Origin of the sequence: Allorhizobium ampelinum S4, assembly GCF_000016285.1 — a bacterium.
Lineage (GTDB): Bacteria > Pseudomonadota > Alphaproteobacteria > Rhizobiales > Rhizobiaceae > Allorhizobium > Allorhizobium ampelinum.
Map to the genome: position 1 here is coordinate 307,517 of NC_011981.1, position 13,596 is coordinate 321,112.

Consider the following 13,596-nt stretch of genomic DNA (forward strand, 5'->3'; position numbering starts at 1 on the left):
ACTGTCGCTTCAGCTTTTCGGCAATGGAATTCATAGGTATAGGCCCGCTCCGCAAATTTTGGAGCAGCGATTTCCTTTAGTTGCAAAAAACTGCGACAAGGCCGTCGGCGCTTCAACGAAGTGATTGACTGTATTGAGCAAAGCTTGTTTGCTTTCCTATGTTAACTGACGGCAAAGATTGCAATGAAACCGCCGATGGAAGTGTGAGTGTGGGACGACGAGTTGTAAGGCATCAGACGGTTCGGCCCTTGGAGGATCGCGACGCTCAGGGCCTCAGTCCTGAAGATATCGCAGATCATAACGGACGCACCGTTTCTGCGCTTTTGCTGCGTGAAGGGCCGCTGACGCGCCAGGAGCTTGCCGCACGGCTTAAGCTCACAGAGCCTGCCATTACCGGCATTCTTCAACGGCTGTTGTCGGCAGGCCTTGTGTCCAAGGGCAATCGCCAGACCAGTACACGCTATAAAGCGGCGGAATTTTCACTTGTGTCATCCGGCGCTTACGGTCTTGGTGTTGAGCGTTGCCAGAATGGTGGCTCCCTTGCTTTGTGTAATCTCGCCGGTGAGATGGTGCTTTATCAGCGCTTTGATCAAGATGAAGCCTTCTTTGCTGCTGTTCGGCAGATTGTGCAGGCAGAGATGGGATTCCCCGCCCCCATCGGTGTCGGCGTGGTGATGAATGCAGACAAGGATGATGCATTCACGACGGCTTTTGGCGAATTGCCAAGCTTTACTCTGTCCAAACCCGAGGCGGTGCTGGCTGGGGAGAGATTGTTTGGCATCGGTGAGCCGGAAGGCGGGCTGGTTGTTGTGCTGATTGATGAACAGGTGCAGGCGGGCCTGATCATCAATGGCCGCTTTTACCGCGGCACGCATGGCAGAGCGGGCGCAATTGGCGCCATGCGTCCTGGCCTGGCGGAAGGCACACTGGATGTGATGGCGAGTGCGGCGTCTTACAGGGCTTTCATTGCCGCGCAGGGTGAAAACGAGGTTGATCGCTGGATTGAACAGGCCGCCAGTCGCCTTCTGGACGGCGTTGTCACCATTGCCGGTTTCATATCGCCGGGAGCCATGTTGCTGGGCGGGCAATTGCCCGCCGATGTGATTGATCGGCTGATTGAAAAAATCGCAGACGTCCGGCTGGGCAAAGAGCGATATTTTGTGCCCGCAGCCTGGATTCCGCCCGTACGCCCTTTAAGCTTTCCAGACCGCGACGCCGCTTATGGTGCTGCTGTTGCGCCGTTTATCGAACTGCTGCTGCCAAAACCGAATTGATCGATGCAGGCCGTATCGCTGTCGTCAGCGGTGAACGGCTGAGATGGGCAGAATCGGCAGAGGGAAGACAGAGCCGGTCGGCGAGCGCCATGGCGGCAGCACCAAGGGCTGCCGCATCCTCTGAGGCTGCCGCACGGTGTAGGCTTGGGGCCAACGCGCCCCGACGGCTGATTTCCTCATGCACGTAGAGCAGCAATTCATCAATCAGCCGCACCGGCAGGCGTCCACCCAGAATAATGCCATCGGGGTCCACCACCATGCCGATGTCGCTGACAGCTTCGGCAAGGTTGACGGCCATTTTCTTCAGCCAACCGCTGAGAAGGGCGCGTCCGCGTGCATCCAGCGTCAACAGATCTGCAGGTGTCGCCACATCCACACCATTGTCAGCAAGGTAATCGAGCAGCACAAACATCGACAGCATATCGCCCAACGGTCTGGTTTCACCGGCCAATGGGCCGGTTGTGACCGCCGTGGGCAACCAGCCGATTTCCCCACCCAGCCCGCCTGCGCCCTTGTGGCGCATACCGTCAATCACCAGACTACCGCCAAGACAGGCCGATATGAGAATATAGAAAAAACTGCGCATTTCGGTGCCCAGCCCATATTCAATCTCGCCCAAAGCCGCCGCATTGGCGTCATTGTCGATATAGATGGGATGGTCGGTGATATGCGACAGCGCGGCGCGCACGTCAAAGCCGTTCCACTGGCTATATGTGTCTGGCAGGCCAATCACCTGCACCTCACCTAGCCAGTCGGGAATGGCAAGGCCAATGCCCGCAAGCCTCGATTCGTGGATAACCTTGCGACGCAGGAAGGACGATACGGCGTCTTCCATCAGCTTTACAAAGGCATCCGGCAGCAAAAACCGCGCTTCATGGTGAATACGCCCGCGCACATTGCCCACCGCATCCACCGCCACAATGGTCAGGTGATCACGGTCAATATTGGCTCCGATGGCAAAGGCACCTTCCGGGTCAATCTCCAGCTCGATGGCGGGTTGACCCCGCAAGCCTTGGCGGCGGCGCGCTTCCATCACCAGCCCTTCATCCAGCAGCTTATCGACAATCCGGGTGACAGCCTGCTTAGTCAGGCGCGAAAGCTTGGCAATTTCGGTGCGCGAGATCGGCCCACCACGGTGAATGGCGTTCAGGATGATGGCCCTGTTGAGGGCTGCGGCCTGTTCGCCATTGGCTCCGGAATAACTCATTGTAATCGTCAATCTCCTCGCCGCCGGGCTGCGGCGGCGAGGAAACCATGCACTATAGACGTGCGAGGCGAAAGCATTTTCACGCGGTTTTCGACAGACGCCAACTCTTCACCTCAAAGGGTTTTAGCGCCTGCGCGTCCACCGCTTGCATTGGTTCTTCCAAAATGCTGAGTGCGCCGCTGACGGTCCAGCCATCTGACGGCTTAAGCTGGAAGCCACCCCGTCGACCGGCTGGCTCATATACGCGCACGATCAAGCCATCGCCATCCTCGGCAGGCTTGATCGCCGAGAGAGCGACCTCCAGCCCTGCTGCTTGCAACGGGCACCATTCACCTGCTGCTTTACCTGACACCGGGATGGCTATCAAAGGCTGGTTCAGATCATCGGCTTCTTCGCGCACCTGACCTTCATACCATGTGCCTTCATGGGGCATCAGCGCATAGGTGAAGGATTGATAGCCTTCATCGGCCAGCGGATCAGGATAGATGGGTGAGCGCAGCAAGGACAGGCCCAACACGTTGCCACGGGCCGAGTGGCCATATTTGGCATCATTCAGCAGCGCCATGCCAAAGCCCGGCTCGGACAGATCAATAAACCGATGGGCCGGTGCCTCAAACATCGCCTCATCCCACGAGGTGTTGGAATGGGTTGGACGCTCCACCACGCCATAAGCAACCTCGCAGGTGGCACGGGCCGCACTGACGGCAACACCATTTTCGGTGCGCAACATGACGCGGCGCTCATGCCAGTCAATCTCGGTGAAAATATCGAGGCGGCGGGCATTGGCGGCAAGGCTCAATGTTTGCACAATGGTGGAATCGCGCCAGCGGCGTTTGATGCGGATGGCGGCGCGGTGGGCGGTGTTTTCAACAAGCTCGATGGACTCGTGTCCGCTCAACTCCTCGGATTTTTGGCCGTAATCCTCTTCTACATCCCACGCATCCCAATTGCGCGGCTTATCGGCTGTATAGGCAAACAGCCGGTTGGCACCGCCCTCGACCGCTTCACGGCCCGATGCTTTGTGCAGGATAGAGGCGATGGAGCCATCGTCTGCCAGCGTCACCTTGATGATGTCATTTTCCAGAGTATTTTGCGTGGCTTTCAAGCCCGGTTTGGGGTCCAGGGCGCTGGCTGGCAAAACGCTCACACCAAGGGCTGGTACCACGCCATTAGTTGCGATGCTCTCATCCTTCAGGGTCAGGCGGATTGGCCGGGGGCTGAGCGTGGGGTTGATCACCAGCACAGCACCTTCATTGCCCTCAGGCAATTGCGAAAGAATGGCATCGACGGCAGCTTTTTGCGCCGCCGCGCCATCCATCAGCACCTGTTCAAGCTCGACTTTCGCATTCACATAAACCTCGGCAATCGAAGAGCCGGGAAGGATGTCGTGGAACTCGTTTTTCAGCACCACCCGCCATTCCGGCTCCATTGAACGCGGTTTGTCCGCTCCCAGAATATGGCCAAGGGATGCGAGCGTTTCCGCGGTAATCAGGCTACGCTCGGCCTTCCGGTGCAGTTTTTTGATGGCGCTTTGCGTGGTCAGCGTGGCGCGGTGCAGTTCCAGATAGATCTCGCCTTTCCACACAGAAACGGGCGTGGTTTTCGCCATTGCATGGGCGTCTTCAAAAAAGTCATGCACGCGGGTCCAGCGGGCTTCCGGGATGGCGGGGAAAACCCGCAGCTGTTCTTCGCGCACCACCATTTCAGGGCTTGGGCCACCGCCGCCGTCGCCGTAGCCGACGCAGAGCAGTGTGGTGTCGTGGCGATCTTTTTGGCGGTAGTTTTTCCATGTCGGCGTAATGCAATCGGGCCGCACAAAGCCGTTATAACCCTCCATCGGATTGTCGAACGAGTGGGCCAGCACACGGCTGCCGTCCAACCCTTCCCACCAGAACAGGTCGGCAGGGATATGGTTGCTTTCGGACCAATTGACCTTGATGGTAAAGAAGCTTTTCATGCCACCCTGTTTGAGAAGCTGCGGCAAGGCCCCGGCAAAGCCAAAGCAATCCGGCAGCCAGCACACACTGTGGCGCGTGCCAAAACGCTTTTCGAAATAGCGCTGGCCGTAGAGGATTTGTCGGGTCAGGCTTTCACCCGTGGGCATATTGGTATCTGGCTCAATCCACATGCCGCCGAGTGTTTCCCACTGGCCGTCTTTAGCACGGTCAACGATTTTGTTGAGCAGTTCAGGGTCATCCTCTTCCAACTGCCAGTAATAGTGGGCGGTTGACTGGTTGAAGCGGAAATCCTTCGATGTTTCCATGATCGACAGCGCCGTGTGGAAGGTGCGGCGCATCTTGCGGCGCGTCTCGTCATAGGGCCAGAGCCAGCACAGATCGATATGGGCATGGCCGGTTAGTGCTACCTTGCCCTGCGGGGGGAATCGTTCACGAAGTTCGCCAAGGCGCGCCATCAGCGCCTCATAGGCTTGATCCAGTTTGGCGCGCTGGGCGTCGGTCAGACCTTCAGGGTCGGCCTTTAAATCTGGCAGCTGCCAGATCTTTTGCTGCATCACCGCAGGGGCAGTGCGCGCCACATAGTCTGCCGTCGCCGATGGCCAATCGATGGCGTAAAACGCCTGTTCGGCAGCATCCAGCAAATAGGGCACCACATCATGGCCTTCCAACACCCTTAATGCTTCGGCAATCTGGCGCATCAACAGCCACATGCGGTCCACGGAACGGTCGATCCAGAACAATTCGGCCCGTTCAAGCTTCGGCGCGCGCACCGGCTCACCAAAAGGCAGGCGTGGAACGGATTGTGCGTGTAGCGAGAAGCTTTGCGAAGGTGCTGCAAATTCGCGGTGATAGGGGTCCAGCCCGTAACGCTTGGTGGTGCCATCTTGCGCTGTGATGCTTAGAAGGCTTTCGCCGCCAAGGTTGAGATAAAGATAGGTATCCGCAAGCGGCCAGCCTTCCGGCACGGTCACATCTACCGTAAAGCCAATGGGCGGGGTCTTGTGCGGCCAGGCCTCGCCCACGGCAATGGGTTCTCCATTGAAATTCCAGCTGGTCAGTTCAACTGTTTTGCGGGCGCGCCAGAACTGGAATTCTGCGTTGCGAACTTCGATCCGTTCAAGGCGTTGGGTATAGGTCAGGCTCATGATATTTTCCTAAAGTCTTTCAACAGAATGGGTTCAGCCCTTCACGGCTCCGGCGGTCATTGCGCCCAATATCAGGCGCTGGAGCGAGAGGAAGGCAATGATGGCAGGCACAACTGATACAAGGCAGGCCGCCGCGAGAAGTTGGATGGAAGAGTCATTTTGCGTACCGGCATATTGAAAAATCCCGACGCCAATCGGGGTGAGGGATTCCTTGGTAATCAGCAGGAACGGCACCAGAAATTGCGACCAGCCACTGATCACGGCAATGATGAAGGCCGAAGCGATGCCCGGCGTGGACAGCGGCAGGATAACGCGGATAAACACACCAAACCGGGTGCAACCATCCATCATCGCCGCTTCATCAAGGGTTTTGGGAATGCCGTCGATCGAGCCTTTCAAAATCCAGGTGGAGACCGGAACGGCAAGGGCCACATAGACCATGGTGGTGCCGAAATGGCTGTCCAGCAGGCCCATGGCCGCCATGTAGCGGTAGAGCGGCACCATGATCACCAGCGGGGAGATCATCTGCACCGATAGCAGCGCCATCATCCACGCGCCCTTGCCCTTGAACTGAAAGCGCGAAAAGGCATAGGCCGCAGGCAAGGCCACGATCAGGCAGCCTGCCGCTGACAGGCAGGAGAGTTTCAGCGCATTCCAAAGGTAAGAAATGAACTTGTCCGAGGACAGGATCATCGCAAAATTATCCAGTGTCGGTGCTTTGGGAATGAAGCGAGTGACACCCAGAAACACTTCCTTGCGGGTTCTGAGCGCCAAAGACAAAAGCCACAGCAGCGGCCATGCGAAAAAAGCAAAGGTAATGGCCATAAAAATATAGCTCAGCAGATCGCCGAGGCGCTCACTTGTGCGGGTTTTCATTGGTCATCTCCCTTTGGCAGGAAGGCGGCATAGATCAAGGCAAGCGTCAGCGAGATTACCAGCATCAGGATGGACAGGGCAGCGCCCGCCGCCAGATCATAATTGCGAAACACCACATTGAACGTGTAGAGCGACAGTACCTCTGTCACCCGTCCCGGTCCGCCGCCGGTGAGGGAGATGATCGCATCGAAGGTGTTGAGCGTCTGAATGGTGATCAAAATCAGATTGACCAGAATGGCCGATTTTAGCTGCGGCAGAGTGACATAGCGCAGCCGCTGATCGGCCCGCGCCCCATCCACCGCCGCGGCCTCATAAAGCACCGGATCAATCGCCTTGATGGCCGCATACATCACCACCATGGAAAAGGCGGTTCCGCGCCAGACATTCGACAACACCACCGACCACATCACGAGGTTGGGATCGGAGAGCCATTGTACGGGGCCAGCTCCCACAAGTCGAAGCAGGCTGTTCAGCCCGCCAAACGGCGCTTCGTTAAACAGCATTTTCCAGATAATGCCGCCAGCAATGCCCGGCACCACCCAGGCAATCAGCGCCGTGGTTCGCAGGATTGTCGCACCGAACAGACCGCGTCTTTCTGCCCGCACCACCACCAATGCGATCACAAGGCCTAACAGTTGCTGCGCCAGAACCGAACCCGCCGTGAAGGTGAGCGTGACCCACAGGATCTGCGGAATTTCTGCGCGGGTCAGCGTGTTGATCAATGTTGTGATGGTGTAGCCACCGTCATCCCCGAGCAGGGTGGCTCTGGTGAAGGCAAGGCGCGCCACATCCAACACCGGATAAAGGTAGAAAATGCCGAGCACCAAGATCAGCGGCATAAGCCAGGGCGCTGCCTTTGGTCTGTGACGGCTTCGGGCGGCACCCATTTGTTTGCCCGCCTGCAAGCTGATTGTTGCCATGGAGTGCACCTTCTGGATTCAGATCACAAAGCGCTGCGGAACCCTTTGGTCCCGCAGCATCAAAGGGAGTTCAGTGGCGGTCAAATGCCGCAAGCGAAGCTTTGAAGGCTTCATCGACAGCCGCATCCGTGGCTTGCGTTCCCGTCAGCACCTTGCCCATCATAATCTGGATCTGATTGGAAATTTCGGGATAGACCGGCGCACCGGGCCGGGCTTGCCCGACTTTCAGGGCTTCCGAGAAAGCTTTGTTGATGTCAGAGGAGAAAATCTTGTACTTTTCATAGAGGTCGGCGCGGGTTGGCAGCTGCCCCTGAACCTCGTTGGCAGGTCCCATATAGACATCACGAGCCAGATCAGCGCACATTTTTACCTTGGCCGGATCGGACGCGAAAGAAGCAACCGTCCAGCCACCTGTGCCGGTCGAGCGCTGATCCTTGGTGGGGCCGGGCAGGGGTGAGAATGTCCATTTTGCCAGTTCTTCCGGCTCAAGGGCGGCTTGCAGCTGGCCATATTGCCAATTGCCACCGACAAACAGCGCCGTGGTGCCAGCGGCTGCGGCGGCATTGAAATCATCATAATTGCCAATGGTGGCCACGCGCTTCGGGGCCGCACCTGATTCCACCAGATCGCGATAGTAATTCACCGCCTTGACGAATTTTTCCCGCTCAGCGCCTTCGCCAAAGATCGGCTTGCCACTCTCATCGACCAGCTTGCCGCCTTGCGCCCAGAAATTGGCCAGCCAGTCAAACGTGGTACCTTCATAACGCGAGCCGTTGAACAGAATGCCTTCCATGCCCTCTTTCACGGAGTGAAGTGCTGCCTTTTTGGTCTCGTCCCATGTCTGCGGCGCATCGGGAATGATCTCCTTGTTGCGATAGAGAACACGCAGATCGGTCGACCACCACCAGGCATAAATCTGGCCGTCAGCGCCGGTAACGCCCTCGCGAATGAAGGGGAAAAGCTGGTCGATCTCTTCCTTGGTGAAATAGGGCGAGAAGGACTTCAGCACGCCGGCTTTTTTAAAAACAGGCAGCACGAAGGAGTCCACGGCAGCGCAATCGGGCGCATTGCCGGACTTGGCCTGCTCAACCATGCGGGCCTGCTCCTGACTGATATCCCCCGTCATCATCTGCAATTCAATGCGCCAGCCAGGATGCTTGGCAATAAACTGATTGAACAGCTTGCCATAGCCTTCAGCAACAACCGGGTCATTGTTGCGCGGACCGTCGGTCGTCATGCGGAATGTCATTTTATTGGGCGCGTCAGCCGGGCCAACCGTGTCGCCGGTGATCATCTCATTGGCATTCCCGCCCACTGGGGCGACCAACAGCGCGACAAGCGTCAACGCATGCCTGTTCTTTTTCATATGCTTCCTCCCAAAGTCGCATGCCGTTGAGTGCCATGCGTTAAAACCCTCAATCGCGGGCAAGCCTTCGCCCTTCTTCACCATCCGACACCCGCTGTCTCCTCCAACAGGCGTCTTCCCTGAATGCAAGAAATAGATTAAATCACTTTTGTTTTGCGTCAAGCGATTTGTCTGGGAGGAAATCATGGCTGTGGTGCGGATTGAAAATTTATGCAAGCATTACGGGGCGTTGGAGGTCATACACGGTGTGGATCTAGAGGTCGGGGACGGGGAATTCCTGGCACTGGTTGGACCATCCGGTTGCGGAAAATCAACATTCCTACGGATGATTGCAGGTTTGGAAGAGGTATCAGGCGGCGATATCTTCATTGATGGTGTCCGCATCAATGACTTGAGCCCACGTGAGCGCGACATTGCCATGGTGTTTCAGAATTATGCGCTCTATCCGCATATGACAGTGGCCGAGAATATGGGGTTTGCCCTTAAGCTCGCCGGGCATTCTGTGGCGGACATCAATGCGCGCGTGGCAAAGGCGTCTGAGGTCCTGGGGCTTGAACCATATCTTAAACGCAAGCCCGCAGCTCTTTCAGGTGGGCAACGTCAGCGCGTTGCCATGGGCAGAGCCATTGTGCGCGACCCGAAGGTTTTTCTGTTTGATGAACCTCTTTCCAATCTCGATGCCAAGCTGCGGGTGCAAATGCGCTCGGAAATTCGGGAATTACAGAAGAGATTGAATGCGACAACCATTTACGTCACCCATGATCAGGTGGAAGCCATGACCATGGCTGACAAAATTGCCGTTTTCAACAAGGGCGTCCTTGAGCAATTGGGCACACCGCTGGAGCTTTATCACCGACCAGCCAATCTCTTTGTTGCCGCCTTCATTGGCTCACCACAAATGAATCTGGTGTCGGGCGAAGCGGCCCAACGACACAGTGCAACAACCATTGGTATAAGACCAGAGCATCTGGTGCTTTCCCAGGACCATGATGCCTGGACCGGTGCGGTGGTGGCCGCTGAATGCCTTGGCAGCGACACGTTCATGACCATCGACTCCGCTCTGTACGGAAAGCTGCTCATCCGCACCAGCGGCAGCCATGAGCCAAGGATCGGCGAAATCATCAGCGCCAAGCCAATGGAGGGATGCCTTCACCGGTTCGATGAGGCCGGTAGGTCAATTTAAAAGGAGAACATAGAGGCCTTATCGCGATACTTTGTAAGGTTACCCGAATATGGCAGGCCTTTCGAGATCATACGCCCCGGGAGGCCACTTCAAATTACGTAGAAAATGACATAATCGATATCTCGCAGCAAAGAGGTTGGCGAGGGGGTAGCGTTTGAAAATGCTGTCTCATCCTCGGTACCGATGGATGCCTCGTGGCTTGAATGACAGGCTGCTGGAGAGGTTCAGGAGTTTGGCTGAAAGCCAACAGGTCGTGAGCCACATTTCAGTTCCCTGCAACCCGGGCGGATGACCGTCTGCGAACGGGAAGCCTTGCCCACTTTGCCACCGTGTAGACAGTTGCAGAATGATGCCAGTTGCGATTTCCATCGCCTCGTCGCGGCGATGAGGTGTCTGCTTCAGGCAAAGGAGCAGCGGGTGGATCGTGTCGAGCAGATTGCAGGCATTGAAGCCTTGTCCACGAAATCCTTCATGAGCCCGGTAATTGGCGATCACGGAATCGATGGCGGCGTTCGGGTATGGAACCGGTATGCCAAATTGCGCATGAGCGCCGCGCGTCAGACGATAAAAACCATTGACCGGCTGCAACAGCCCGTCTTCTGGTGTCACCGTACCCCAAAGGCCGGATGCTGGATTGCAGTTGAGGCTCAGCCAGCCAAACAAACTGTGCCGATTGGCATCTGCGCCAAAATAACGACCGTTGAAATGCACGGCAGTTGCGATGGCGTCAACGGTCGCGCCGCAATGCCAGGCGCGCGTTTGCCAGGGCAACCCGTCAAGCCATTGCACAAGATCGCTCGCACTCAGGCGTTCGATGAACCGGAAGAGGTGGAGTGGCGCTGATCCTAGGCGTTCAAGGGCATATCCAACCGCCAGCACATTGTACAAGGCAATTGGATCGTGATGCAGAGGCTGCTGCGTTTCACGATAAGGATCGAGGAAAAGGCCGGTTTGCGGGTCCTGAACGGCTTGCAGGCGGGCGATGGTGGCATCGACATCGAATATCGAGCCGATATCACCGAAGGCAGCGGCAATTTCGATGGCGTCGCAGAGATGGCGAATGCTGGTAACGGGTTTGCCGCTTGCATCCGGTGCACTGTAATCATCGCCGATACGATATCGCTCCACCACCGCTCGCCAATCAGTTGAAGCGGCAGCATCGATTGCGGCAAGCGCGGCCTCGACCACCTCGGTTTTGCGGGTAGACGCCGTGTCTTTGCCGCGCATCCGCAGCACGCGGGCCGGTACGCCGCCAGCGATGGCCTGTGGTGGGATGTCTTTCGAGACCACGGCACCAGCAGCGATAATGGCACCGCTGCCGATCCGGGCGCCATCCAGAATGACCGCATTGGCACCAATCCAGACATCGTCACCAATCTCGATGCCGAGCGATGTCAGCGGCTGGCGGTAGATCGGCGTTTCGAGATCGTCGAAGCCATGATTGAAGCCGATAATGCTGACATGCGAGGCAATCCGCACCCCATTTCCCACCCGTACCCTGCCAGACATGCAGGCATAGGCATTGATCGAAACGTTCTCGCCAAGCTCGACATCGCCACGCACCAGCGCATGGCCGGCAATCCAGGAGCCCGCGCCCATCACCAGCCTATCCGTATGGATTTCAGCCTTTTCCGCCACATAAGCGCCCGGAGAAAATGTCGCGCCGGCATAGGTCTGAAGCTGGCGAAGGCGTGCCTGATGGGTTGCGCTCTCAATATCCTGCGCATTCCGCTCCCAGGTGAGGATATTGAGCCGGTTGCGGCGCAAGGATGCCTCTTCCTCGTTTACTTGGTCATCCCTGCTCATGGCGCTTAGCCGATATCGAAGGCCGCGACGCGGCGTCCAACGTCTCTAAACTGCTGCTCCAGCACCTCGAGATCGGGGCAAGTAGGCGGAGCGGCAAGAGCCTCGTCTGCTGCACGTCCCAGCGGCAGGGCGAAGGCTGCAGTTACCAGCACGGTTTGGCCCGGTTCGACTGCGCCACGCAATTGCGGCAGGTTGGTTTTCGCCCATAAAAGATTGGTATTGGCAATCGGCACGTGAGCGCGGCCGATGCGTTGATGGTCGGATAGATCGACAATGGTGCTGATGTCCGTTTGCCCGAACCACACCGCGCGGCCAGCGCTTTCTTCCATACGGTCGCGGCTGAAATCGGCGCGGGCAATGGCAAAGCCGCCTTCGCTGGTCATCAGGCTGCGCGGTGTTGCAATCCGATGGATGCGGATATGCCAGGGATTTTGTGGAACGAGCCAGGTTTCGACGGTCACATCCGCCCAGGGCTTCCAGCGGGAATAGAGCCTGTCATCGGCAATCATCGCCTCTTCAAGCGTCTCGCGCATCCTAAAATGCACGCCATCATCCGACAGGCCCAGCATGCCATCAAAACTGGCCGCATCGAAATGGCGATCATTGGCCTCGATATTGAAGGTATAGCGGGTTGAATAGACGAATTTGGCGTATTTCTCGTTGGAGCCACGCATCTTGTCATGTTCCTGGCCGGAGGCGAGAATAACGATATTGCCCGGCGTGTGCATGGCCACCATGCCCGGTTTTTCGAGCGGCACCGGCGCATTGAAGGACGGCGCTTCGGTTTCCGGCGCCAGCCAGAACGGGTGATCGGCGGGCAGGGCCAGCGGGAGAAAGAATTTCAGCGCCCAATAGGGCGAACCGGGCGAATTGTAGCTCTCGCTCATCAGCAGATTGGGATAGCCGTAGCCGACCGACAACACACCGTCGCGGTCGGCAATCGGCAATGCCGACCACCAGCGAATATGGCGCATATAATAGCCCTTGATCTCACCCCATGGCAGGGCATCAAGGTCGGCGAAGGCAAGCGCGCCCCAGAAACCACCAGCGGCAAAACGATAGGCCTGGCTACGCCCAAAAGCGAGTGCAGCGCCATCCGGGCCAAACCAATGGCGGATATCCCTGGCAAAGACCGTTGCGCGGTCGCGGAGACGGGTTTTACGGGCGTCGTCTTCGTTGGCAAGCACGGCATAAATCAGCCCATAAAAATGCATGGCAAAGGGAATGTAGTGGTCCACCCGACGCACCGGCCCATCGCGGTACCAGCCATCACCAATATCGAATCCTTCCAGCTCATCGAGATAGGCAATAGTCTTGGTGTGGTCGAATTCTACTCCGACCCGCTCCAGCCCCAGATCGACCAGAACCCGGAAGAATTTCCAATTGTTATCGACGTATTCGCGGTCTCGGGCGTGGAGCAGATAGGCCGAGACGGTGGCCTTGGCAGCATCGTCCAGAGGCTCCCAGATATGCTGCGGCACCATGGCGAGCGCAAAGCCGATGGCGGCAAGCTCCACCAGCCGTTGGTTGCGATCAGAGACATCGCCCCAATAGTCTTCGTGTTGCGGATCGGTGCCATGGGTCAGGCCACGTCGGTAAAGATCCCAGTGCGGGAAATCGCCACCGCCCGCCGCAAAGGGTACGATACCCCACAGGGGCCGGGCAAAACCTTCGAGATCGGCAGCCGCATGATCGAAAATCGCGCCGGATGCGCCAAGCCGTACCCGTGCGCCGCCTTGCGAAAAATAGGGCAGGAGCGGCGTGAACAGGTCGAGCAGGGCTTTTGCCACATCATCGCGACTGCGCAAGGGGTTGCCGTAGAGCGGGTTGGCCTGGGCCGGATCGTAAACCACAATCGATA

9 protein-coding genes are annotated in these 13,596 nt (G+C 57.5%); 2 read left to right on the plus strand and 7 right to left on the minus strand.

Features of this window, described 5'->3' with window-relative positions; genetic code table 11:
* Positions 1 to 248 precede the first annotated feature (248 nt).
* A complete protein-coding gene (locus tag AVI_RS27050; protein ID WP_049777540.1) occupies positions 249 to 1,274 on the plus strand; it encodes an ROK family transcriptional regulator in 1,026 nt (341 codons plus the stop codon).
* On the opposite strand, the gene AVI_RS27055 is transcribed toward AVI_RS27050, so the two are convergent.
* From AVI_RS27055 to AVI_RS27075, 5 genes are all read right to left on the minus strand, one after another.
* Positions 1,243 to 2,481, minus strand: coding sequence for an ROK family transcriptional regulator (locus AVI_RS27055; protein WP_015918442.1), 1,239 nt, complete (start codon positions 2,479 to 2,481; stop codon positions 1,243 to 1,245). The two genes, AVI_RS27050 and AVI_RS27055, sit on opposite strands and share 32 nt — an antisense overlap.
* Positions 2,482 to 2,560: 79 nt before the next feature.
* Positions 2,561 to 5,584, minus strand: a complete 3,024-nt coding sequence (locus AVI_RS27060; protein WP_015918443.1) for an alpha-mannosidase — start codon at positions 5,582 to 5,584, stop codon at positions 2,561 to 2,563.
* Positions 5,585 to 5,617: 33 nt separating this feature from the next.
* Positions 5,618 to 6,460: a carbohydrate ABC transporter permease gene (locus AVI_RS27065; protein ID WP_015918444.1), complete on the minus strand. Its 843-nt coding sequence runs from the start codon at positions 6,458 to 6,460 to the stop codon at positions 5,618 to 5,620.
* On the minus strand, positions 6,457 to 7,380 hold the full coding sequence (locus AVI_RS27070; protein WP_041699776.1) for a carbohydrate ABC transporter permease: 924 nt from the start codon (positions 7,378 to 7,380) through the stop codon (positions 6,457 to 6,459). The genes AVI_RS27065 and AVI_RS27070 overlap by 4 nt, the downstream gene beginning before the upstream one ends.
* Before the next feature lie 70 nt (positions 7,381 to 7,450).
* Positions 7,451 to 8,746 carry an extracellular solute-binding protein gene (locus AVI_RS27075; RefSeq protein WP_015918446.1) on the minus strand — a complete coding sequence of 432 codons (1,296 nt, stop codon included), beginning with the start codon at positions 8,744 to 8,746 and terminating at the stop codon, positions 7,451 to 7,453.
* Positions 8,747 to 8,930: 184 nt separating this feature from the next.
* On the opposite strand from AVI_RS27075, the gene AVI_RS27080 reads away from it, so the two are divergent.
* A complete protein-coding gene (locus AVI_RS27080; protein WP_015918447.1) occupies positions 8,931 to 9,929 on the plus strand; it encodes an ABC transporter ATP-binding protein in 999 nt (332 codons plus the stop codon).
* Positions 9,930 to 10,097: 168 nt separating this feature from the next.
* Here AVI_RS27080 and AVI_RS27085 read toward each other — a convergent pair whose 3' ends face one another.
* Positions 10,098 to 11,735 (minus strand): acyltransferase, encoded by a 1,638-nt coding sequence (locus AVI_RS27085; RefSeq protein ID WP_015918448.1) that lies wholly within the window; start codon positions 11,733 to 11,735, stop codon positions 10,098 to 10,100.
* 5 nt (positions 11,736 to 11,740) lie between these two features.
* Positions 11,741 to 13,588 carry a DUF2264 domain-containing protein gene (locus tag AVI_RS27090; RefSeq protein WP_015918449.1) on the minus strand — a complete coding sequence of 616 codons (1,848 nt, stop codon included), beginning with the start codon at positions 13,586 to 13,588 and terminating at the stop codon, positions 11,741 to 11,743.
* Between the last annotated feature and the right edge of the window lie 8 nt (positions 13,589 to 13,596).